Source organism: Bradyrhizobium sp. SK17, assembly GCF_002831585.1.
In the GTDB taxonomy this organism is placed as follows: Bacteria; Pseudomonadota; Alphaproteobacteria; order Rhizobiales; family Xanthobacteraceae; genus Bradyrhizobium.
Genome location: NZ_CP025113.1, coordinates 2150709 through 2172810 on the forward strand (window position 1 = coordinate 2150709; position 22102 = coordinate 2172810).

A 22102-nucleotide genomic window follows, 5' to 3' on the forward strand; every position below is an offset into this window, starting at 1 on the left:
CCCTAGCAACTAAGCTGTGCGAGTTTCCGCATCCAGAGAGACAGGGCCGGTCAACGGCCTCGCATTTGGGAGGATCATGTTGCGCAGCAGCGCGCGAGCGACACGCATGGAAGACCGGACGAATACCGCGGGGACGCAGGGCGCCCCTATGCGGTCAGGTCGTGCTTTGCCCGGTCACGGCGCCGAGATTCTCGTGCAGCCGGCGCAGCAGGTCGATCAGCACCTCGCGCTCATCCTTCTTCAGGCACGACAGCAGCCGCCGCTCGCGCTCAAGCGCCGCGACGATCACCTTGTCGTGGATGGCGCGGCCGCGCGCGGTCAGCGTGATCGAATGGGTGCGGCCATCGTCCGGCGCGGTGCGGATCGTCAAGAGGCCGCGCTTTTGCAGCGCCGAGAGATTGCGGCTGACCGGGCCCTTGTCGAAGCCGATCACCTGGCAGATCCGCGAGGCCGGAATTCCCGGCTCGATCGCCAATTGCGAGATGATCCGCCACTCGGTGACGTTGACCCCAAAATTCTTCTGGTAAAATGCGGTGGCGCTGTTCGACAGCTTGTTGCCGATGAAGGTGATGAAAGCCGGCACATAGCGGTTGAGGTCCAGCAGCGGGCCATCGATGGCATCTGCGAGATCGGCCGGTTTCGGCCGGCGGGGCTTTCGGGGGAGGGGCTGGCTGCTCATTTCTCAAATCATCGCTGCGAAACCGTTCGGGAGCAAGTGACATGCTGCCCGTGTTGACAAGATCAAACCTCGGGAGGTCCCGATGACTGCAACGACCGGTGCGGCTGCCGCCACGCATCTCGACGTCGATCCGTTCGCGCTCGACTTCTTCGCCGATCCGTTCCCGACCCATGAGCGGCTGCGCGAGGCCGGGCCGGTGGTTTATCTGGACAAGTGGAATGTCTATGGCGTGGCGCGCTATGCGGAGGTGTATGCCGTCCTGAACGATCCCGCCACGTTCTGCTCCAGCCGCGGCGTCGGCCTGAGCGACTTTTCCAAGGAGAAGCCGTGGCGGCCGGCGAGCCTGATCCTGGAGGCCGATCCGCCCGCCCATACCCGGACCCGGACCGTCTTGAGCACGGTGCTGTCGGCGACCGTGATGAAGCAGCTTCGCGGGCGGTTTGCCGCCGCGGCGGAGGCTTGTGTCGACACGCTGCTGGAGAAGCGCAGGTTCGACGCGATCACCGACCTTGCGGAAGCCTATCCGCTGTCGATCTTTCCCGATGCGCTCGGCCTGAAGCCGGAGGGCCGCGAGCACCTGCTGCCCTATGCGAGCCTGGTGTTCAACGCCTTCGGTCCGCCGAACCAGCTCCGCGAGGAGGCGATCCGGCGCTCGGCGCCGCATCAGGCCTATGTCGCCGAGCAATGCCAGCGCGACAACCTCACCCCGGTGGAATCGGCGCCTGCATCCATGCCCATGTCGATAGCGGTGCCATTACCGAGACCGAAGCGCCACTGCTGGTGCGCTCGCTGCTGTCGGCCGGCCTCGACACCACCGTCAACGGCATCGGTGCCGCGGTCTATTGTCTGGCGCGCTTTCCCGACCAGTTCGAGAAGCTGCGCGGCGATCCGACATTGGCGCGCAATGCCTTCGAGGAGGCGGTGCGGTTCGAAAGTCCGGTCCAGACCTTCTTCCGCACCACCACCCGCGAGATCGAGCTCAGCGGCGTCACCATCCCGGAGGGCGAGAAGGTGCTGATGTTCCTCGCCGCGGCCAACCGCGACCCGCGTCGCTGGGAGGAGCCCGACAGCTACAACATCACGCGCCGCACCTCGGGCCATGTCGGTTACGGCTCGGGCATCCACATGTGCGTCGGTCAACTCGTCGCCCGCCTCGAAGGCGAGGTGATGATGGCGGCCTTGGCGCGCCGTGTCGCGAAGATCGAAATCACGGGCGAGCCGAAGCGCCTGTTCAACAACACGCTGCGCGGGCTCGAGAGCCTGCCGGTCGAAATCACGCCGGCTTGACGCCGGCTGTGGAGCAACGCGAGGGAGGGACAGGATGAGGGGCTTTGGGATTGGGCGATTTGGGGTTGGATTTGCGCTGGCATTGGCCTGCGCTACGGGCAGTGCGCATGCGGAGATTTCCGACAATGTGGTGCGGGTCGGCGTGCTGAACGACATTTCCGGCATCTTCCAGGACACCAACGGCATGGGCTCGGTGGAAGCCGCGCGGATGGCGGCGGAGGATTTCAACGGCGGCGGCAAGGGCATCAAGGTCGAGATCGTCTACGCCGATCACCAGAACAAGGCCGACGTGGGCTCTGCGATCGCGCGCAAATGGCTCGACGTCGAAGGCGTCGATGCCATCGTCGACGTGCCGAACTCGGCGGTCGGCCTCGCCATCAACACCATCCTGCGCGACTCCAGGATGACATTCCTGGCCTCGTCGACCGCAAGCTCCGACCTCACCGGCAAGGCCTGCTCGCCCAACACCATCCAGTGGGTCAACGACGCCTGGGCCACCGGCAACACCACCGCGGCCGCGATGATGCAGCGCGGCGGCAAGGACTGGTACTTCGTGACCGTCGACTATGCGCTCGGCAAGGGCATCGAAGCCGAAGCGACCAACTACATCGAGAAGCATGGCGGCAAGGTGCTGGGATCGAGCAAGCATCCGCTCGGCACCTCGGACTTCGCGTCCTTCCTGTTGCAGGCGCAGAACTCGAAAGCCAAGGTGATTGGCCTCGCCAATGCCGGCGGCGACACCATCAATGCGGTGAAGCAGGCGGCCGAGTTCGGCATCCAGCAGAGCGGCCAGACCATGGTGGCGTTCCTGCTGTTCGTGAACGACATCCACGGCATGGGCCTGAAGGTGGCGCAGGGCCTGCAACTGCTGGAAGCCTTCTACTGGGACATGAATGACGATACCCGCGCCTTCGCCAAGCGTTTCGCCGCGCGCCCCGGCATGAACGGCAAGATGCCGAGCGGCAACCAGGCCGGCGTCTACGCCTCGACGCTCGCTTACCTCAACGCGGTTGCGGCAACCGGCAGCGACGACGCCAAGGTCGTGGTGCCGCAGATGAAGACCTTCAAGGGCAAGGACAGACTGTTCGGCGACACCACGATCCGCCAGGACGGCCGCGTCATCCACCCGATGTATCTGTTCGAGGTGAAGAAGCCGGAGGAGTCGAAGTACCCCTACGACTATTACAAGCTGATCGCGACCATCCCGGCCGAGCAGGCGTTCCGCCCGCTGGCCGATGGCGGGTGTCCGCTGGTGAAGTGAGCAGGTTGGTTGCCACGCAGATCGCTGCACCTCTCCCACAAGGGGAGAGGCGAGCCGAGTTCGTTGCGCGAGAGTTGTCCTCGTCGCTACGCCGCCTTCGAACTCGCCGCTCCATCACCCGCCTTCACCCGCCCCAGCATCTCGCTGGCCGTCATCACATGTGCGGTCGAGAACGCCAGGATCGTCAGCGTGGCCCGATGCACCTGCTCGGCGGACATCGCGCCCTGGCCGACATCGGGATAGTCGAACGTGCCCGTCGCGTCCGACAGGAAGACGACCTTGTAATTGTGGAACATGGCGTCGCGCGCGGTGGCGTGGCAGCAGTTCTCGGTCGTCGTGCCCGAGATGATCACTGTCGTGATGCCCCATTCGCGCAGGATGAGGTCGAGGTCGGTGGCGAAGAACGCGCTGTAGCGGTGCTTCTTGATGACATGTTCGCCCGGCGCCGGCGCGAGGTCATTGAAGATCTCGACGCCCGCGCTGCCGTCGACCAGCGACGAGCGGTCGGCGATCGGCCCATAGAGATCGTCGTACAGCCCCATGTCGCTGCCGTCGCGGCGATGCACATGCGCGGTGTAGATGACGCGGATGCCCTTGTCGCGGCAGGCCTTCAGGGTCTGCGCCAGCCGGGGCACCATGGCGGCGGCCTGCGCGGAGCGCAGCTTGGCGCCCTCGGCCACGAAATCGTTCTGCATGTCGACAACGATCATGACGGTCTTGCTGGGATCGATGACGTCGCATTGATAGCCCATGTGGTGTCTCCTCTCCGGGTGGGAGGCTCTTTTTTACGCCGGTTCCTGCGGTCGTTCTTGGCTGTGCGGGCCAATCGCTGGACTCTGCTTGCCAGAACCGGGGACGGGACGCAGAATATCCCGCTGCCGGGTTGGGCGGGAGCAAGGCCAATGCAGACCCCAGATCACGCAATCGTCGCGCAGACGCTCGTCGCGCCGGGTGACAGTTTCGACCGCTGGCACCACGTCACCTGCCGCGAATTCTCGCTGACCGAATGCCGCCGCGTCGCGGACGAGGCGTTTGCCGCATCGATCTCGATCCGCCATTTCGGCCCGCTTGCGATCAACGACATCTGGTCGTCGACGCCGGCTGCCGACCGCATCCGGGTGATGCGCAGCGCGAGCGACGTGCGCCGGGATCCGCGCGACTATTTCATGTTGTGGCTGACGCTGCGCGGCGAGGTTTCTTTCGCGCAGGGCGGACGCGAGGTGCAGATGCGCCGCGGCGATCTCATGCTGCATGATCAGGCGCAGCCATTCGCGCTCGAATTCGCCCCGAGCGCGCGTTCGATCATGGTGTCGATCCCGCGGCCGCTGCTGCTCGCGCGCCTGCCGGACGCGCAACGCCTGACGGCGCGGCGGATCGGTCACGCGTCAAAAGTCGGCGCGCTGGCCGGGTCACTGATCCGGCGGTTGACGCGGCTCGATGACGAAGCCGGGCCTGCGGCAATCCGGCTCGGGGCGTCCGCGCTCGATATTTTCGCGACCATGCTCCAGACCGAGCTGACGGACGATGCGCCCCGGCACGGCGACGACCGGCTGGCGCGGGTCAAGGCCTATGTCCTGGCTCATCTCGACGATCCCGAGCTCGATCTCGATGCGATCGCCACGGCGCAGAGCATCGCGCCGCGCACGCTGAACCGCCTGTTCGCGCGCGAAGGCACCACGCCGATCCGCTGGCTGTGGCAGCAGCGCCTTGCCGGCGCCTATCAGGCGCTGGCCGAACGGCGGTTTGGCAGCGTCACCGATGTCGCGCTCAGCTTCGGCTTCAGCGACGTTTCGCATTTCAGCCGCGCCTTCAAGGCCGCGTTCGGCCGTTCACCGCATCAGGTGATGGGGTAACGCACCCTCCCGTCATGGCGCGCAGGCGAAGCTCGCCGCTTCAGTGACCGGCCCCGCCTTGTAATGCGGCCACGCCGGCCAGCGGCACAAGGGCAGCGCGCGGATCGTGTCGAAGCTCGGCGCCTCGGTCTTCTGCTCGCGCACCACGAGATCGCCAGGCGCCTTGCCATTCTCGACCCAGTCGACCAGCACCGCCAGCATGTCGACATTGGCCGGAGCGCCGGAGCCGACATGGTCGACGCCGGGGGCGGTGTAGAGCCTGGCGAACTCCGCGACCTTGTCCTTGCCGAGCGTCTTCTCGACAGTCTCGAAGTAGCGGATGCCGGCATAGGGGCTTTGCGCGTAGTCGGCCATGTGTTCGAGCATGACGAGCCTGCCGCCGCGGGCGTGGAAGCGGCTGAGATCCGGATTGGTGGAATCCATCAGGGCGGACACTTCCAGCACGCGCGCTCTGTGGTCCTCGGGCTTGTAGGTCGTGACGTCGAGTTTCGGATCGCGCGCGAAGACATATTGAATGCCGCCGGCACCGTAGATCCAGGCGATGCCATTGGTTGGAGCCGGCGGCTGCGCCGGCGCCGTGGTGCCGAGCCACCAGGCCTTCCAGCCGCCGGTCGGCCCGAACGCCGGCGTATTCTCGCCCGACACGCCCCAGCCCGGATAGTCGTCGAGGCCGTTGGCGAGCGGAAACGAGAATTTGTACGGCGAATGCAAGGTCTCGATCGCGGCAATCTGCTTGTCGGTCAGGCAGTCGTCGCCGCTCTGGCCCGCAGCGCAGGCCAGCGAGGCCGGCTTGAACGCGGCCTTGCAGCCGACCGGATCCTGCACCAAGCCGTCGTCCGAGCCGTCCTGCCTGTCGCAAGCCTTGAGCACGGCGTCGGCGACGAGCATGATTTGCGCCGGCCTGATCCAGCCATCGCCCATCGTGACGAGGCCGGATCGGGTGCCGGCATGTTGCAACCCGACCCAGTTGATCACGGGCACGCGCGCGAAGATGCCATCGAAATCGTCCGGGTAACGCTGCGCCATGGTCAGCGCCTCGCGCCCGCCTTCGGACGATCCCATGAAATACGTCTTCGCCGGCGGCTTGCCGTAGGCGCGCACCGTCAACGCCCGTGCGGCGTCGTGCACCTTCTTGTAGGCCTTGTGCGAAAAATTCTCGAACGCCTCGTCGTTGAGCGCGAACTGCTGCGGCGGCTCACCCGGCTTCTGCTCGTGGCCGGAGTCGGTGCCGACGGTGACGAAGCCGAGCGCCAGCGGCGATGCCTTGTCGAACGGATAGGCCGGCGGCAGGCCGAGGCCCGATATCAGCACTCCGTTGAAGCCGCCGCCGCCATATTGCAGCGAGCGGCCGTTCCACTCGACCGGCAAATTGACCTCGAACTTGATCGGCGGCGCCTTGGGATCGACAGGATCAATATGCCCGAGCACTTTGCAGAAGGCCGGATTGGCCGGGACGATACGGCTGGCAGGTGTCGGCGCCTTCTCGGTAACCGACAGTGGCGTCGGCGCCTGGAGCGTGGCAGTGTCGATCTTGACCGCGCCATCGGCGGGTCCGCCAAGGCCGTTGCAGGTTGCCGCGGAATCCCCGGTCATCTGCGCCGCGGACGCCACCGAGCCGCATGACGCCAGCGTGACCAGCGAAGCCGCAAGCGCCCATGCGCGCGCATCGAACCGCATCGTTTCCTCCCCGGGCATTATTGTTGCTTTGGCAAGTATTTCACGCGCCGCCCTGGCGCACAAGCCGCGCCGGGCATATGCGCCTATTGCGCGACCTTGCTGCTGCCCTGCGTGATCAGCCGTGCGGCGCGCTGGTTGCGGGCGTGGACCCAGAGCCAGCTCAGCGCGACGCTGAGGCGGTTGCGCAGACCGATCAGGAAGTAGATGTGGGCGATGCCCCAGATCCACCAGGCGAGCGCGCCGCGCAGCTTGAACTTGCCGAAGTCGATCACCGCGAGCCGCTTGCCGATCTGGGCGAGGCTGCCGGCGTGCTTGTAGTGGAACGGCGGCAAGGTCTCGCCCTTGAGCCGCGCCTTGATCAGCGCGGCGGCGTAGCGTCCTTCCTGCTTGGCGGCCGGCGCGATGCCGGGCACCGGATTGCCGTCGGCATCCTTGATGGTGACGGTGTCGCCGACCGCGAAGATCTCGGGATGGCCGGGCACGGTGAGATCAGGCTCGACCTGTAGCCGCTGGGCGCGATCGGCTGGTGCGTCGAGCCATTCGGCGGCGCGCGAGGCGCGCACGCCGGCGGCCCAGACGATGGTGCGCGCCGCGAGTTGTTTGCCGCCATAGACCACGCCGTCGGCGGTGCATTCGGTGACGGGCTCACCGAGTACGACCTGGACGCCGAGGCTCTCCAGCGCGCGCTGCGCATAGGCGGAGAGATCGTCGGGGAAACCTGCCAGCACGCGCGGGCCGGCCTCGATCAGCACCACGCGCGCCATCCGCGTGTCGATGTGGCGGAAGTCGCGCGGCAGCGTGTCCTTGGCGAGGTCGGCGATGGTGCCGGCCATCTCGACGCCGGTCGGACCGGCGCCGACCACGACAAAGGTCAGCAGCGCGGCGCGCGCCTCCGGATCGGTCTCGCGCTCGGCGCGCTCGAAGGCGACCAGGATGCGCCGCCGCAGCGTGGTGGCATCTTCCAGCGTCTTCAGGCCGGGCGCGAACGGCTCCCATTCGTCATGGCCGAAATAAGCGTGCCGCGCGCCGGTGGCGAGGACCAGCGTGTCATAGGGAATGCTGCCGCCATCATCGAGTTGCACTTGCTTCGCTGCCGCGTCGACGCCGCAGACATTGGCGAACAGCGTCGTCACCTCGGGCCGGTCGCGCAACAGATAGCGGATCGGCCAGGCGATCTCGCTTGTGGCAAGCGATGCGGTTGCGACCTGGTAGAGCAGCGGCTGGAACAGATGATGGTTGCGGCGGTCGATCAGCGTGATCTCGACCGGCGCGCCCGCAAGACCGAAAGCCGCTTCCAAGCCGCCGAAGCCGGCGCCGACGATCACCACGCGATGAGGTTTGGCCGGCGCTTGCGTCATCGGATGTCGCCCTCGGTTTCGAACGGCTTCGTCGTCTGATTATGTAATCATTCGTGGCCTCATTCCAAGTTGAATTGCTTGATCGCCCGATAGCAAAACCCGATCGTTGCACCTTCACGTATCGTATCGCCGACGGGCCGAGCCGAGGCTGAACATACGGCGGCCCGAATTATTTTTGCCGGACCGCATCCTTTGGCGGCGCGCGAACGTCCTTGGGGCTGACGCGGCCGGTTCAGGCCGCCGAACCAAGGAGGTTGCGATGCGACGGACCCTGATCAGGTACAAGGCCAAGCCGGAGGCGGCGGAGAAGAATGCCGCGCTGGTTGCGGCTGTGTTCGCCGAGCTGAAGGCGGCGAGCCCCGACGGCGTGCGCTATCTGACCCTGCGGCTGGAGGACGACACCTTCATCCACATGGTCGAGACGGTGGCCGACGACGGCTCGAGCCCGATCCCGAAACTCGCCGCGTTCCAGGCCTTCCAGGACGGCATCCGCGATCGTTGCGCCGAACCGCCGCTGGTTCGCAGTGCCGTGATTGTCGGCAATTATCGTATGCTGGACGAACCGTGACACGATCTGGCGGAGCCGTCATGACGTCACCACCCCAAGCGCCGGCCGAGGTCGACGCGCTGCTCGTGGCGATGCGGCCAAGGCTGCATCGCTACTGCGCCCGCATGGTCGGATCGGTCATCGATGGCGAGGACGTGCTGCAAGATGCGTTGATCAAGGCGGTGGAGGCCTTCGCCTCCGCGGCCCCGATCCAGAACCCGGAAGCCTGGCTGTTCCGGATCGCGCACAACACCGCGCTCGATTTCCTCAGGCGGCGTAACCGCCAGGACGCGCTCCACTCGTCGGAGGAGGTGGACATGATGGCCGGAGAGCTCGACGATGTCGGCCGCCGCGAGATCGCCGCCAGCAGCCTGCGCACCTTCATGCGCCTGCCGGTGGCGCAGCGCTCCAGCGTGATCCTGATGGATGTGCTCGGCTGCTCCTTGCAGGAGGTCTGCGGCATCATGGATTTCAGCCTGCCGGCGGTGAAGGCAGCACTGCACCGCGGGCGCACGCAACTGCGTGCGTTCGCCCGCGAGCCTGACGATGCGCCGCGGCCGGGCCTGTCGCCGGGCGATCGCGCCAGGTTGAACGCCTATGTCAGCCGCTTCAACGCCCGCGATTTCGACGCCATCCGCGCCATGATCGCCGATGACATCAGGCTCGAACTCGTCAACCGGACACGGCTGAACGGCAAGGCCGAGGTGTCACGCTATTTCGGCAACTATGCCAAGATCGATGACTGGCACCTCAAGACCGGACAAGTCGAAGGACGTCCCGCGATCCTGGTGTTCGAGCCGGGCGCACAGGATGCGCAGCCGCGATCGTTCATGCTGCTCGACTGGACGGCGGACAAGGTTGCCGCGATCAGGGATTTCCGCCACGCGCCCTATGCGATCGACGGCGCCGAATGGGAGGTGGATCGGGGGTAGGTGGCCGACCGTCCGTGCGTGGCGCAGTGATCGTTCCACAATCTCAGTGTCGTCCCGGCGAAAGCCGGGACGACAGCGGAGAGATTAGCCGCTACCGCGTCTTGCCGCCGAACTCGCCGCTGGCGATGCGCGCCATGCGGCTGCCGGCTGTGGCGGGAGTGCTGCTTCGTTCGAACATGCTGTCGCCGCCGCTCTCGCGCGGCACGGACGACGCTTCGTCGGAACGGCCGTTGCCCGGCCAGAACGTCAGGACCAGGTTCATCACGCCATTGACGACTGCGCCGACCACCGTCGTGGTGTGCTGATAGGTCAACGCGTATTCGGGAAATCGTCCTGCAACGGCCCTGTCGAGCACCATCAGGGCGATCCATGCCGCCATCACGCAGACCGGATCCCATCCGATGTCGCGCACCCGCATCGACTGCAACATGAAGCAGATCACGAGCATGCCATAGAAGGAAAGAATCAAGGCAGGACTGTTCGCTGCCTGCGCCAGCAGCACGTCCGTCCTGCCGCTCGCCGGTGCATTGCCCGTGATGCCGTAGACCAGCATCAGGAAGCCGAGGCCGGTCACGAAGCTGCAGAAGAAGAACGCCAACCGGCCCATCCGGGCATTGAAGCCGAAGATGTAATTCAGCATGTGAAGCACCCCTTTGGCGGCAGCGTCGCCCGGTGATGCTTTCCGGACCATGAAGTCCGGCGGCGCTTGCCGGGCTGTGGTTTCCGATCGCTTTACCGAATGACTAAAGCCTGTTGCAGTGCGGCGGAGCCTGCGACAATCGTTGCCTACGCAACCGGCATTATATTTCTTGCCACGGTCGAATTGGACGAATTATGATGCAAGGTGCTGGGGTATGCGCCGAAGGTTCTAATGCAGTGCCGTCGGTTCATGCTTGCTGCGGACTTGCGATATCGCGCACAAAACACGTCACAGAACGACGCGCGCAAAGCGTGACCCCCGGGCCATTCCTGATCGGCGCCGGCGGGATCTTTGGTTGAGGAGGGGAGTGGATATGAAAAAGGCATTTTGGCTGGCAGGCGCCATGGCTTTGGCGCTGGCGCAGCCCGCGATCGCGGCTGACAGCGTCAAGATCGGCTTCGTCTCGACCTTCAGTGGTCCGACTGCCGTGATCGGCAACGACATGCGCAATTCGTTCGAGCTTGCGCTCGACCATCTCGGCCGCAAGATCGACGGCAAGCCGGTCGAGGTGATCTACGAGGACGACCAGCAGAAGCCTGACGTCGGCAAGCAGAAGACCGAGAAGCTGGTGCAGTCCGACAAGGTCGATTTCATCGTCGGCTACATCTGGTCGAATGTGCTGCTGGCGTCGCTGAAGACCGCGGTCGACAGCAAGACCTTCCTGATCTCGGCCAATGCCGGTCCGTCGCAGCTCGCCGGCGAATTGTGCTCGCCTTACGTGTTCTCGACCTCCTGGCAGAACGACCAGACGCCCGCCGCGATGGGCCTCTACATGAACCAGAAGGGCGTCAAGTCGGTGTTCCTGATCGGCCCGAACTACGCCGCCGGCAAGGACATGCTCGCGGGCGTGAAGAGCACCTTCAAGGGCGAGGTGGTCGGCGAGGAATACACGGTGTGGCCGAGCCAACTCGACTTCTCCGCCGAGCTGACCAAGGCACGCAATTCCAAGGCCGAGTCGATCTTCGTGTTCTATCCGGGTGCCGCCGGCGTCCAGTTCCTGAACCAGTATGCCCAGGCCGGCATCAAGGCGCAGATCCCGCTCTACACCGCATTCACGATCGACGAATTGTCGCTGCCGCTGCAGAAGGACAATGCGATCGGCATTCCCGGCGCGCAGGAATGGGTCAACGATCTGCCGAACGCCGAGAACAAGAGGTTCGTCGAGGACTATCGCAAGAAGTATCCCGGCCTGCGCCCGACCTATTACGGCGCCCAGGCCTATGACGCCGCCCAGCTCATCAACAGCGCCGTCGTCGCGGTGAAGGGCGACCTCACCAAGAAGGACGCCATGAAGGCCGAGATGGAGAAGGCCAACTTCAAGTCGCTGCGCGGCCCGTTCAAATACGGCAACAACCACATCCCGATCCAGAATTTCTATTTGCAGGACGTGGTCAAGGACGCCGACGGCCAGCTCTCGCTGAAGACGGTGGCGACCATCGTCAAGGACGACCAGGACAAATTCCACGACAAGTGTTCGATGAAGTGATCGCCGGGCGCCGTTTTGGCGCGCGGCTTGCTTCTCTTCACCTCGCCCTGCTCTTGCGGGGAGAGGTCAATCGCGAAGCGATCGGGTGAGGGGCTCTTTCCGCGAATTCGACTCGTTGAAAGAGCCGTTCACCCCAACCCTCTCAGGGCGAGCTTTGCTCGTCCCGGCCCTGCAAGAGCGGGGCGAGGGAGAACACGCAGCGAGAGATGCGGCGGTGAACATGCACTGCCGCTGTTTTTTTAGGGATGATGTAGCCTCACGATGTACCTCGTCGTCGAACAACTGCTGAACGGCTTGCAATTCGGCCTGCTGCTCTTCCTGCTGGCGGCCGGCCTGACGCTGGTGTTCGGCATCATGGATTTCGTCAACCTGGCGCACGGCTCACTCTACATGATGGGCGCCTATTTCGCGGCGACCTTCGTGGCCTGGACCGGCAGCTTCGTGCTCGGCGCGCTGCTGGCGCTCGGCGCCACGCTGCTGCTCGGCATCGTGCTGGAATATGCCGCGCTGAGGCATCTCTATGGCCGCGACCATCTCGACCAGGTGCTGGCGACCTTCGGCCTGATCCTGTTCTTCAACGATGCGGTCCGGCTGATCTGGGGCCCGGCCGGCCTCGCGCTGCCGCTGCCGGCCTGGCTCACGGTGCCGATCCAGATCATTCCCGGCGTGTATTATCCGGCGTACCGGCTGATGATCATCGCGGTCGCGCTGGCGGTTGCCGCGATGCTCTATCTCGTCGTGATGCGCACCCGGGTCGGCATGCTGATCCGCGCCGGCGCCTCCAACCGCGAGATGATCGGGGCGCTCGGCATCAACATCAAGCTGCTGTTCACGCTGGTGTTCGGGCTTGGCGCCGCGCTCGCCGGCCTTGCCGGGCTGATGCAGGCGCCGATCCTCACCGTGCAGATCGGCATGGGCGAGAACATCTTGATTTTGGCCTTCGTCATCATCGTGATCGGCGGCATCGGCTCGATCCGCGGCGCCTTCATGGCGGCGCTGTTCGTCGGCATCATCGACACGATGGGCCGCGCCTTCCTGCCCGATCTGTTGCGCAAGGTGCTGAGCGGGGCGGCGGCCTCGACCGCGGCGCCGGCGCTGTCCTCGATGCTGATCTATCTGCTGATGGCGATCATCCTTGTGCTGCGGCCCGAGGGGCTGTTCCCGGCGGCCAAGCGATGATGCCCAGGATAACGCGAGAGCTCAATGCCTCCAATGCGGTCGCGGCGCTGCTGTGCGTCGCCCTGATCCTGCTGCCGGCCTATTCGGCCGTCACCGGCAACATCTTCATCCTGACGCTGTTCACCCGCATCGTGATCTTCGCGCTGGCCGCCGCGAGCCTCAATCTGATCATGGGCTATGGCGGCATGATGAGCTTCGGCCATGCCGCCTATCTCGGCATCGGCGGCTATGCCGTCGGCATCCTCGCCACCGAGGGCATCGGCTCCGGCTTCATTCAGTGGCCGGTGGCGCTGGTCGTCTCGGCGCTGTTCGCACTGGTGATCGGCGCGCTGAGCCTGCGCACCCGCGGCGTCTACTTCATCATGATCACGCTCGCCTTTGCGCAGATGGCCTATTACATCGCGTCGGGCCTGTCGCGTTACGGCGGCGACGACGGACTCACCGTCTACAAGCGCAGCGACTTCGCCGGCCTGATCAATCTGTCGGACCGCAACCAGTTCTATTATTTGTGCCTGGCTTGCCTGTTCGGCGGCCTCTATCTGATCTGGCGCATCGTCAATTCACGGTTCGGGCTCGTGGTGCAGGGCGTCCGCTCCAACGAGCAGCGCATGCAGGCGATCGGCTTCCATGCCAACCGCTACCGGCTGGTCTGCTTCGTGATCGCAGGCACGATCTGCGGGCTCGCCGGCGCGCTGCTCGCCAACAACACCGATTTCGTCAGCCCGGCCGTGATGTACTGGACCCGCTCCGGCGACCTGATGGTGATGGTGATCCTGGGCGGCATGGGCTCGCTGTTCGGCCCCGTCGTCGGCGCGATCGTCTATCTGCTGCTCGAGGAGCTGCTGTCGCAGTTCACCGAGTTCTCTGGCCTGATCCTCGGTCCGGTGCTGCTGTTGATCGTGCTGTTCGCGCGCGGCGGCATCATGGGCCTGCTCGGGAGGATGCGCCGTGTCTAGCTCTTTGCCTGATCCCTTGTTGCGCGTCGACAATCTGGTGCGCCGCTATGGCGGCATCACCGCGACCGACAATCTCTCGATGGAGGTGGTGCCGGGCGAGCTGCACGCCATCATCGGTCCGAACGGCGCCGGCAAGACCACGTTGATCAGCCAGCTCACCGGGCAGGTGATGCCGAATTCCGGCACCATCCACTTCGCCGGCCGCGACGTCACGGGCTTGCCTTCCTACAAGCGTAGCCGGCTCGGGCTGGCGCGCTCGTTCCAGATCACCTCGCTGCTGAAAGATTTCTCCGCGATCGACAATGTCGCGCTGGCGGCGCAGGCGCATGACGGCCACTCGTTCCGGTTCTGGGGCAATGCGCGCAAGGAGACCCGCCTGCGCGAGACCGCGCACGCCGCGCTGGAGCGCGTCGGCCTCGGCAAGCGCGCCGACATCGTGGTTTCGCAATTGAGCCATGGCGAGCAGCGCGAGCTCGAGCTCGCGGTCGCGCTCGCCACCAAGCCGCAGCTCTTGCTGCTGGACGAGCCGATGGCCGGGCTCGGCGTCACCGAGTCGGCGCGGATGGTGGCGCTGCTCAAGGAGCTGCGCAAGGAAGTCACCATCGTGCTGGTCGAGCACGACATGGAGGCGGTGTTCGCGCTGGCCGACCGCGTCACGGTGCTGGTCTACGGCCGCGTCATCGCCAGCGACGTGCCCGACGCGATCCGCAAGCACGAGGAGGTCAAGCGCGCCTATCTCGGCGAACAGCATGCGGTGACGCGCCATGGCTGAGACTCTGTTGGACGTCGACGGCATCGAGACCTGCTATGGGCTGAGCCAGGTGCTGTTCGGCCTGTCGTTGCAGATCAAGGCCGGCGAGATGGTTGCGCTGATGGGCCGCAACGGCATGGGCAAGACCACGACGATCCGCTCGATCATGGGCCTGACGCCGGCGCGATCGGGCGCGATCCGTTTCGCCGGCGAGGCGGTGCGGGGTCTGCCGTCCTACAGGATCGCAAAGCTCGGCATCGGCCTGGTGCCGGAGGGACGCCAGATATTCCCGAACCTGACGGTGCGCGAAAATCTCGTCGCCGCCTCAGGCAATCGCCTCGGCGCTTCCGATCCGTGGACGCTGGACAAGATTCACGCGCTGTTTCCGCGGCTCGCCGAACGCACCGGCAATATGGGCGTCACGCTGTCCGGCGGCGAGCAGCAGATGCTGGCGATCGGCCGCGCGCTGATGACCAATCCGAGGCTGTTGATCCTCGACGAGGCGACCGAAGGCCTCGCGCCGCTGATCCGCGACGAGATCTGGAGCTGCCTGTCGATGCTGAAGGGACGTGGCCAGTCGGTGCTGGTGATCGACAAGAACGTCGAAAATCTGGCCCGCATCGCCGACCGCCACTACATCATCGAGCGCGGCAAGACGGTGTGGAGCGGGACGAGCGAGCAACTGATCGCCGAGCCGGATTTGCAGCACAAGTATCTGGGGATTTGAGGCAGCACGCATTGCTGTATCACCGTCATCCTGAGGAGCCTGGGCAGCAGGCGTCTCGAAGGATTGGCGGCCCGACTGGTGGCCGTGCATCCTTCGAGACGCGCTACGCGCTCCTCAGGATGACGGGTTTGGACCACGCGCAACCTCTCAATCAAAACATCTCGAAATATTCGCGGTGCTCCCAGTCCGACACCTCGGCCTGGAAGCGTTCGATCTCGGCGTTCTTGATGAACACGTAATAGTCGACGAACTCCGGTCCCAGCGCGCCGCGGAAGAACGGATCGTCTTGCAGCGCGAACACCGCTTCGCGCAGCGACTTCGGCAGCAGCGCAGCCTTGGTCTCGTAGGGCGTGTCGGCGGAAGGGCCGGGATCGAGCTTGCGGTCGACGCCGTCGAGGCCGGAGAGGATTTGCGACGCCATGTAGAGGTAGGGATTGGCGGCGGGCTCGCCGATCCGGTTCTCCAGCCGCGTCGCCGGATCGCCGGCGCCGCCGAGCACGCGGATCATCACGCCGCGGTTGTCGCGGCCCCAGATCGCGCGGTCCGGCGCCAGCGAGTAGGAGCGGTAGCGCTTGTAGCCGTTGATGGTCGGCGTCGTGAACACGGTCGAGGCCCGGGCGTGCTCGATCAGGCCGGCGAGCCAGGCGCGGCCGAGCGGGCTCAAAGGCTCGCCGGTCTCCTTCGCCATGAAGGCGTTCTCGCCATTGCCACGCGACACCAGCGACTGATGCAGATGCCAGCCGCTGGCGAAAATGTTCGGCAGCTTCGGCCGGCACATGAAGGTGGCGTGATAGCCGTGGCGGCGCGCGATCTGCTTCACCGCGGAGCGAAACAGCACCATGGTGTCGGCCGGCACGAGGCCTGTCGTCGGCGCGAAGGTGAATTCGCACTGGCTCGGGCCGAACTCGACCTCGACCGAGCGCAGCGGCAGGTCGAGCGCGAGGATGTCGCGGCGGATGATCTCGAGCGCCGGCTCCATCTGATCGTAGCGCTGCTCGGTGAGATATTGATAGCCGTGCGAGAGCAGGCTGACCGATGGCGGCCTCCCGGGCTGGCCGGCATCCTCCGGCGCCATGTGGGCGTCGTCGAGCTTGAACAGGTGGAATTCGACCTCGAGCCCGGCGACGAAATCGTAACCGCGGCCTGCGAGCTGATCGAGCACCTTGCGATAGAGGTTGCGGGTCGCGAACGGCACCGGTCGGCCGTCGCTGAAATGGAGATCGCACAGCAGCCAGCCGGTGTTCTCCGCCCAGGGCAGCACGCGGAACGTGGCGGGGTCGGCGACCATCAGCACGTCGGCCGCGCCTTCCATCTCCTTCATGCCGAAGCCGCCGCCTGATGTGAACACCGGAAACACCGTCTTGTGCGAGGTGTCCTTGGCGAGCATCGTCGTGGTAATCGAGCAGCCGCCCTCCAGCGAGCGCACCGCTTCGGCTGCGATCAGCGTCTTGCCGCGCAGGATGCCGTGCTGGTCGGGAAACGACAGGCGGATGACTTCGAGATTCTTCTCCTCGACGATGCGGCGGAGGCGCTGCGCGGCCTCCTTCTGCTCGTCCGACCACAGGCCGTGACGCTCGACAAAGCTCAAGGTTTCACCTCTCCAAGGGCGTCATTGCGAGCGAAGCGAAGCAATCCATCGTACCGCATGCGCGGCAGTATGGATTGCCTCGTCGCTGCGCTCCTCGCAATGATGGCGGGCAACAGGCGCATGTTATGTCACTCCGCCGCCGTCAGATGGTGCACCTTGCCGGCGATCTCGCGCGGTACGGGCGCGGCCCACGGTGCGCCACGGCGGCGCTTGACGTCGACTTCCATCCAGTAGAGCTCCCAGCCCAGCGTCGGCCCGATGCCGTCCATCGTCGCCGGGCCCTGGATGCTGCGCGCGGAGGCGTCGTCGAGGAACAGCATCGGTGTCTGCCCGCCCTCCACCTTCTCGATCTCCTGCCGCAACAGCCGGCGATACTGCACGATCGCCTTGTCGCTCTGGCCGAGATGCTCGTTGGTGCGATCCTGGATCGCGCCCATCGATTCCACAGCCCACTGGTCGTGGACGTTGATGTCGCTGCCCATGCCGGTATAGGTCGCGGTCGCCTGCTCGTGCGGATCGAAGCCGTAATCGTTGCTGCGGTTCTTCCGCGACTTGTAGTCGGGCAGCGTATAGAGCTCGTGCCGTTGGTCGCGCATCTTTGGCTTGTCGACCGGCGCCGCATAGCTGGTGAAGATCGCGTACCAGTAGCAATTCTCGTCATCGACCGGCACGTGCCACTGCGTGATCGTCATCTCGGTCGACATCGGAATCACGAAGCCGTGCGGGAAGAGCTGATTGGTGACCCGCACATGGGTACGCTCACTGTCGAGCTCGCGCAGCGCGATCAGGCGCAGGCCGTATTCGGTGTGCTCGACATTGATGATCGGCCGGTCGTATTCGCGCAGGATCTTGGTCATCGGCATGTCGCTGCCGGCCGACGCGCCGCGGAACTGCTTGCCATAGGCCGCCGAGGTGTCCTCGTCCTCGAAGAAGCGATGCAGGAAGGAGGCGTGCGCCGGATCGATGCCGACCTCGAGCGCCTGCAACCAGTTGCAGTTCATGTGGCCCTTGAACGCAAACGTATGGCTTCCGGGCGCGACGAAGCAGTCGAGCTCGGGGAATGCAGGCGGGGCGCCTTCGCCGAGATAGGCCCACAGGATGCCGCTCTTCTCGACCACCGGATAGGAGCGCTGCTTGATGCCCTTGCAGAGCTGCGAACCGGCGGGCTCGGCCGGCGTCTCGATGCATTGACCCGTCGTGTTGAACAGCCATCCATGGAAGGCGCAGCGCAGCCCGCCATTCTCCAGCCGGCCGAAGGCGAGGTCGGCGCCGCGATGCGCACAGTGGCGATCGATCAGCCCGTAGCCGCCGTCCTCGCCGCGAAACAGCACCAAATTTTCGCCGAGCAGACGCACCGGCCGCACCGGGCGCGGGCCTTCCAGTTCGTCGACCAGCGCCGCCGGCTGCCAGTACATCCGCATCAGCTTTCCGCAGGGGTCCTTGCGGCCCGTGCGGGTGATCAGATCGTTCGCTTCCTGGCTCATCATGGCGGCGTCTCCCGGACTTGGATTTGTTCGCCTATTGAACGAATGTGCGAATTATGCCATGTCTGGTTCCGACAGCAAGCGCAATTTTTGAACCGTTCAAAGCTCGCCACCCAAAGCAGCATCCATGCCCAAGCTGAAGCGGACCGACCAGGATGAGCGCGCCACCGACTTCGTCGAGGCGCTCGATCGCGGGCTGCGCCTGTTGCAGGTGTTCGGCACCGTCACGGGTCCCGCGACGTTGAGCGATCTCGCCCGCGCCGCCGACCTGCCACGTGCCACCGCGCGCCGCATCCTGTTCACGCTGGCGCATGGCGGGTTCGTTTCGACCGACGGCAGGCTGTTCACGCTGACGCCGCATGTGCTGACCTTGGCGGGCTCCTTCCTGCAATCCAACCAGGTGGTGACGGTGCTGCAACCGGTGCTCGATCGCATCGCCACATCAGCGCAGGAGATCGCCTCGCTGGCGCTGCTCGACGGCGACGATGTCGTGTTCGTGGCGCGCTCCAGCCCGACGCGGGTGTTCTCCGCCGGTCTCGACATCGGCTACCGGTTGCCGGCGTTCTGCACCTCGGTCGGCCGCGCCATGCTCGGCCGGCTCGATGATGCCGAGCTCGCAGCGCGGCTGAAGGCGATGCGCCGCGATGCCGTCACGCCGCAGACCGTGACCGATCCGAAGAGGCTGCTCGCGACTGTTATCGCCGATCGCGCGCAGGGCTACTCGCTGGTCGATCGCGAGGCCGAGCCGCATTTCCGCTCGATCTCGGTGCCGGTGCGCCGCTACGACGGCACCATCGTCGCCGCCATCAACATGGGCGCGCATGTCGACCGGGTGCCGGCCAAGGAATTGATCGAGCGCTTCCTGCCGCTGTTGCGCGAGGGCGCGGAGGATGTGAAGAGCCGGCTGTTGTAGATTTCGCTCGCAATGACGGGGATAGCTTGCGCCGAAGGCTACAGCGCGACGCTGCGCAGCCCAAAACTGCGCGCCTCGTTCTGAAGCACCGGCCGCACCGACTCGATCAGCCGCGCGGCAGCGGCGTCGACCGATAGCCCGGCCGTATCCACCACCGCGGAGGCGCGGGCGTAGAGCGGCTCGCGGCTGACCAGGATGTTGCGCAATTCGGCCATCGCCGAGCGGTCGTCGGCCATCGGCCGCAGATCGCCCTGGCGGCGGACGCGGGCCATGTGCTCTTCCGGCTCGGCCTTCAACCAGATCGTGTAGAACGACGACAGGATCAGGTCGAAGGTCAAAGCCTCCGAGACGATGCCGCCGCCGGTCGCCAGCACCATCAATTCCTTGCGCGCCAAGAGTTGCGTCAGCGCGGCCTGCTCCATGCGGCGAAAGCCTTCCTGACCGTAGAGCGCGATGATCTCGGCGACCGAGAGGCCGTTCTGCGCCTCGATCTCCTTGTTGAGCTCGACGAAGCTCCAGCCGATCTTCTTCGCCAGCATCCGCCCGAGCGTGGTCTTGCCGGCGCCGCGCAGGCCGATCAGCGCGATGCCGGAGAATGAGGCGCGGCGCGGCGCCAGCGGGCTGCTGCCGGCCAGCATGTCCTTGGCTTGCGCGATCTGGCTCGGCGACGCCTTGCGCAGCAGATCGCGGATCACGGCCCAATCGGGCACCGGCTCGCTGGAGGGGATCAGGTCCTCGAGATGCGCGCCCATCGCGCCTGCGACACGGCGCAGCAGCACGATCGAGACATTGCCTTTGCCGCTTTCGAGCTGGGCGATGTAGCGTTCGGAAATGCCGGAAACCTTGGCGAGCACCTTGCGCGACATGCCGCGCAAGGCGCGCATCGTGCGCACGCGCTGGCCAAGTTGTTCGAGGAAGTCGGTTTCCGGATCGTTGGCTGCGGTCATGATCCCTGCGCGACACGAGTTTTCGGAAACATAATGCCGATAAGGATTGACAGCAAGCCGAGCAAGTGGCTTTGTATGAATTATAATTCTTAAATTCACAGGAGAGGGAAGCGTGGCACGTCTGGGTCCGAGGAGCGTGGCATGACTTATAACGCAGTCTCCTGGCTGCTCGACCGCAACGTCGATGAGGGCCGCGGCGACAAGGTCGTGTTCGACGACACGGTGTCGCAAATCACCTACGGCCAGTTGCAGCAGCAGACCCGGCGGGTCGGCAACATGCTGCGCCGGCTCGGCATCCGCCGCGAGGAGCGGGTCGCGATGATCATGCTCGACACGGTCGACTTCCCGATCGTGTTCCTGGGCGCGATCCGCGCCGGCGTGGTGCCGGTGCCGCTCAACACGCTGCTGACCGCGGAACAATACGCCTACATCCTCAGTGATTGCCGCGCCCGCGTGCTGTTCGTCTCCGAGGCGCTGCTGCCGGTCGTCAAGGACATCATCGCGCGGATGCCGGACCTCGCGCATGTCGTGGTCTCCGGCAAGGACGCGCACGGCCACAAGAGGCTGTCGGACGAGATCGCGCGCGAGGGCGACGTATTCGAGACTGCGCCGACCCATGCCGACGAGCCGGCGTTCTGGCTCTATTCATCGGGCTCGACCGGGATGCCGAAGGGCGTGCGCCATCTGCATTGCAATCTCGCCGCGACCGCGGAGACCTACGCCAAGCAGGTGCTCGGCATCCGCGAAGACGATGTCGGCCTCTCGGCGGCAAAGCTGTTCTTCGCCTACGGCCTCGGCAATGCGTTGACCTTCCCGATGTCGGTCGGTGCCACCACGATCCTCAATTCGGAGCGGCCGACGCCGGCGGTGATGTTCGCGCTGATGAACAAGTATCACCCCAGCATCTTCTTCGGCGTGCCGACGCTGTTCGCGGCGATGCTCAACGACGAGGCGACCAAGGCGCAGGCCGCGGGCGATCGCCTGCGGGTCTGCACCTCGGCCGGCGAGGCGTTGCCGGAATCGGTCGGCAATGCCTGGCGCGCGCGGTTTGGGGTCGACATCCTCGACGGCGTCGGCTCGACCGAGTTGCTGCACATCTTCCTGTCGAATGCGCCCGGCGACATCAAATACGGCTCGTCCGGCCGTCCGGTGCCCGGCTATAAGGTGCGGCTGGTCAACGAGGCCGGTGCCGATGTCGCCGATGGCGAGGTCGGCGAGCTGCTGGTCGACGCGCCCTCGGCCGGCGAGAGCTACTGGAATCAGCGCGCCAAGAGCCGCGCCACCTTCGAGGGCGCCTGGACCCGCACCGGCGACAAATACACCCGCGATGCCGACGGCCGCTACACCTTCTGCGGCCGCGCCGACGACATGTTCAAGGTCTCGGGCATCTGGGTCTCGCCGTTCGAGGTCGAGAGCGCACTGATCACCCATCCCGCGGTGCTCGAAGCCGCCGTCGTGCCGGAGGCCGATCCGGAAGGCCTGTTGAAGCCGAAAGCCTATGTGGTGCTGCGGCCCGAGAGCTCGGCCACTGGTCTGCACGAGGCGCTGAAGGAGCACGTCAAGCAGAAGATCGGCCCGTGGAAATATCCGCGCTGGATCGATGTCGTCGACAATCTGCCGAAGACGGCGACGGGGAAGATCCAGCGGTTCAAGTTGCGAGAACACTAGCTCTCCGTCGTCCCGGCGAAGGCCGGGACCCATACGTCGCGGCGATTGTTTTGAGAGATGCTGTTCGACGGCTTTTGCGCAACAACCGAAGCCTGTGGTTATGGGTCCC

At 65.4% G+C, this 22102-nt stretch carries 19 protein-coding genes and 1 pseudogene; 12 read left to right on the forward strand and 8 right to left on the reverse strand.

Going from position 1 to position 22102, the window contains the following annotated elements; translation table 11 throughout:
* Positions 1-154: 154 nt before the first annotated feature.
* Positions 155-679, reverse strand: a complete 525-nt coding sequence (locus tag CWS35_RS10060) for a MarR family winged helix-turn-helix transcriptional regulator (RefSeq protein ID WP_168226296.1) — start codon at positions 677-679, stop codon at positions 155-157.
* 82 nt (positions 680-761) lie between these two features.
* On the opposite strand from CWS35_RS10060, the pseudogene CWS35_RS10065 reads away from it, so the two are divergent.
* Positions 762-1966: pseudogene (locus CWS35_RS10065) on the forward strand (cytochrome P450).
* Between the two features lie 34 nt (positions 1967-2000).
* The gene (locus tag CWS35_RS10070) at positions 2001-3227 is read left to right on the forward strand and encodes an ABC transporter substrate-binding protein (protein ID WP_100951805.1); all 1227 of its coding nucleotides are present in this window, start codon (positions 2001-2003) and stop codon (positions 3225-3227) included.
* An 86-nt stretch (positions 3228-3313) separates the two neighbouring features.
* Here the strand turns inward: CWS35_RS10070 and CWS35_RS10075 are convergent, their stop codons facing one another.
* A complete protein-coding gene (locus CWS35_RS10075; protein ID WP_024578955.1) occupies positions 3314-3979 on the reverse strand; it encodes an isochorismatase family protein in 666 nt (221 codons plus the stop codon).
* A gap of 150 nt (positions 3980-4129) precedes the next feature.
* On the opposite strand from CWS35_RS10075, the gene CWS35_RS10080 reads away from it, so the two are divergent.
* Positions 4130-5080, forward strand: coding sequence for a helix-turn-helix domain-containing protein (locus CWS35_RS10080; RefSeq protein ID WP_024578956.1), 951 nt, complete (start codon positions 4130-4132; stop codon positions 5078-5080).
* Between the two features lie 12 nt (positions 5081-5092).
* Here CWS35_RS10080 and CWS35_RS10085 read toward each other — a convergent pair whose 3' ends face one another.
* On the reverse strand, positions 5093-6757 hold the full coding sequence (locus CWS35_RS10085; RefSeq protein WP_100951806.1) for a tannase/feruloyl esterase family alpha/beta hydrolase: 1665 nt from the start codon (positions 6755-6757) through the stop codon (positions 5093-5095).
* A gap of 83 nt (positions 6758-6840) precedes the next feature.
* On the reverse strand, positions 6841-8115 hold the full coding sequence (locus tag CWS35_RS10090; RefSeq protein ID WP_100951807.1) for an NAD(P)/FAD-dependent oxidoreductase: 1275 nt from the start codon (positions 8113-8115) through the stop codon (positions 6841-6843).
* Positions 8116-8374: 259 nt separating this feature from the next.
* Here CWS35_RS10090 and CWS35_RS10095 point away from each other — a divergent pair, with 259 nt between their 5' ends.
* The gene (locus CWS35_RS10095) at positions 8375-8683 is read left to right on the forward strand and encodes a hypothetical protein (protein WP_100951808.1); all 309 of its coding nucleotides are present in this window, start codon (positions 8375-8377) and stop codon (positions 8681-8683) included.
* 20 nt (positions 8684-8703) lie between these two features.
* Complete coding sequence (locus CWS35_RS10100; RefSeq protein ID WP_100951809.1) at positions 8704-9594, forward strand: sigma-70 family RNA polymerase sigma factor; 891 nt, start codon at positions 8704-8706, stop codon at positions 9592-9594.
* A gap of 91 nt (positions 9595-9685) precedes the next feature.
* On the opposite strand, the gene CWS35_RS10105 is transcribed toward CWS35_RS10100, so the two are convergent.
* Positions 9686-10234: a hypothetical protein gene (locus tag CWS35_RS10105; protein ID WP_024578961.1), complete on the reverse strand. Its 549-nt coding sequence runs from the start codon at positions 10232-10234 to the stop codon at positions 9686-9688.
* Between the two features lie 373 nt (positions 10235-10607).
* Here CWS35_RS10105 and CWS35_RS10110 point away from each other — a divergent pair, with 373 nt between their 5' ends.
* From CWS35_RS10110 to CWS35_RS10130, 5 genes are all read left to right on the forward strand, one after another.
* Positions 10608-11780: an ABC transporter substrate-binding protein gene (locus tag CWS35_RS10110; protein WP_024578962.1), complete on the forward strand. Its 1173-nt coding sequence runs from the start codon at positions 10608-10610 to the stop codon at positions 11778-11780.
* A gap of 261 nt (positions 11781-12041) precedes the next feature.
* Positions 12042-12959, forward strand: coding sequence for a branched-chain amino acid ABC transporter permease (locus CWS35_RS10115; protein WP_024578963.1), 918 nt, complete (start codon positions 12042-12044; stop codon positions 12957-12959).
* Positions 12956-13915 carry a branched-chain amino acid ABC transporter permease gene (locus CWS35_RS10120; RefSeq protein ID WP_029878782.1) on the forward strand — a complete coding sequence of 320 codons (960 nt, stop codon included), beginning with the start codon at positions 12956-12958 and terminating at the stop codon, positions 13913-13915. The genes CWS35_RS10115 and CWS35_RS10120 overlap by 4 nt, the downstream gene beginning before the upstream one ends.
* 4 nt (positions 13916-13919) lie before the next feature.
* Positions 13920-14687: an ABC transporter ATP-binding protein gene (locus CWS35_RS10125; RefSeq protein ID WP_100951810.1), complete on the forward strand. Its 768-nt coding sequence runs from the start codon at positions 13920-13922 to the stop codon at positions 14685-14687.
* Positions 14680-15393 (forward strand): ABC transporter ATP-binding protein, encoded by a 714-nt coding sequence (locus tag CWS35_RS10130; protein WP_100951811.1) that lies wholly within the window; start codon positions 14680-14682, stop codon positions 15391-15393. Before CWS35_RS10125 ends, CWS35_RS10130 begins: the two co-directional genes overlap by 8 nt.
* A gap of 151 nt (positions 15394-15544) precedes the next feature.
* On the opposite strand, the gene CWS35_RS10135 is transcribed toward CWS35_RS10130, so the two are convergent.
* Entirely contained in the window at positions 15545-16981 is a 1437-nt protein-coding gene (locus tag CWS35_RS10135; RefSeq protein ID WP_100951812.1) for a glutamine synthetase family protein, read from the reverse strand.
* A 128-nt stretch (positions 16982-17109) separates the two neighbouring features.
* Complete coding sequence (locus CWS35_RS10140) at positions 17110-18468, reverse strand: aromatic ring-hydroxylating dioxygenase subunit alpha (protein ID WP_100951813.1); 1359 nt, start codon at positions 18466-18468, stop codon at positions 17110-17112.
* Between the two features lie 124 nt (positions 18469-18592).
* On the opposite strand from CWS35_RS10140, the gene CWS35_RS10145 reads away from it, so the two are divergent.
* A complete protein-coding gene (locus CWS35_RS10145) occupies positions 18593-19378 on the forward strand; it encodes an IclR family transcriptional regulator C-terminal domain-containing protein (RefSeq protein WP_100951814.1) in 786 nt (261 codons plus the stop codon).
* Positions 19379-19416: 38 nt separating this feature from the next.
* On the opposite strand, the gene CWS35_RS10150 is transcribed toward CWS35_RS10145, so the two are convergent.
* Positions 19417-20412, reverse strand: a complete 996-nt coding sequence (locus CWS35_RS10150; protein ID WP_371682864.1) for a helix-turn-helix transcriptional regulator — start codon at positions 20410-20412, stop codon at positions 19417-19419.
* 54 nt (positions 20413-20466) lie between these two features.
* On the opposite strand from CWS35_RS10150, the gene CWS35_RS10155 reads away from it, so the two are divergent.
* Entirely contained in the window at positions 20467-21993 is a 1527-nt protein-coding gene (locus CWS35_RS10155; protein ID WP_024578971.1) for a benzoate-CoA ligase family protein, read from the forward strand.
* The last annotated feature ends 109 nt before the right edge of the window (positions 21994-22102 follow it).

Bases quoted from the DNA above. Each gene is read 5' to 3' on its own strand.
- CWS35_RS10110 (WP_024578962.1), top strand. From the start codon at position 10,608: ATGAAAAAGGCATTTTGGCTGGCAGGCGCCATGGCTTTGGCGCTGGCG.
- CWS35_RS10115 (WP_024578963.1), top strand. From the start codon at position 12,042: ATGTACCTCGTCGTCGAACAACTGCTGAACGGCTTGCAATTCGGCCTG.
- CWS35_RS10155 (WP_024578971.1), top strand. From the start codon at position 20,467: ATGACTTATAACGCAGTCTCCTGGCTGCTCGACCGCAACGTCGATGAG.
- CWS35_RS10145 (WP_100951814.1), top strand. From the start codon at position 18,593: ATGCCCAAGCTGAAGCGGACCGACCAGGATGAGCGCGCCACCGACTTC.
- CWS35_RS10070 (WP_100951805.1), top strand. From the start codon at position 2,001: ATGAGGGGCTTTGGGATTGGGCGATTTGGGGTTGGATTTGCGCTGGCA.
- CWS35_RS10090 (WP_100951807.1), bottom strand. From the start codon at position 8,115: ATGACGCAAGCGCCGGCCAAACCTCATCGCGTGGTGATCGTCGGCGCC.
- CWS35_RS10080 (WP_024578956.1), top strand. From the start codon at position 4,130: ATGCAGACCCCAGATCACGCAATCGTCGCGCAGACGCTCGTCGCGCCG.
- CWS35_RS10130 (WP_100951811.1), top strand. From the start codon at position 14,680: ATGGCTGAGACTCTGTTGGACGTCGACGGCATCGAGACCTGCTATGGG.
- CWS35_RS10140 (WP_100951813.1), bottom strand. From the start codon at position 18,468: ATGATGAGCCAGGAAGCGAACGATCTGATCACCCGCACGGGCCGCAAG.
- CWS35_RS10075 (WP_024578955.1), bottom strand. From the start codon at position 3,979: ATGGGCTATCAATGCGACGTCATCGATCCCAGCAAGACCGTCATGATC.
- CWS35_RS10100 (WP_100951809.1), top strand. From the start codon at position 8,704: ATGACGTCACCACCCCAAGCGCCGGCCGAGGTCGACGCGCTGCTCGTG.
- CWS35_RS10120 (WP_029878782.1), top strand. From the start codon at position 12,956: ATGATGCCCAGGATAACGCGAGAGCTCAATGCCTCCAATGCGGTCGCG.
- CWS35_RS10085 (WP_100951806.1), bottom strand. From the start codon at position 6,757: ATGCGGTTCGATGCGCGCGCATGGGCGCTTGCGGCTTCGCTGGTCACG.
- CWS35_RS10105 (WP_024578961.1), bottom strand. From the start codon at position 10,234: ATGCTGAATTACATCTTCGGCTTCAATGCCCGGATGGGCCGGTTGGCG.
- CWS35_RS10095 (WP_100951808.1), top strand. From the start codon at position 8,375: ATGCGACGGACCCTGATCAGGTACAAGGCCAAGCCGGAGGCGGCGGAG.
- CWS35_RS10060 (WP_168226296.1), bottom strand. From the start codon at position 679: ATGAGCAGCCAGCCCCTCCCCCGAAAGCCCCGCCGGCCGAAACCGGCC.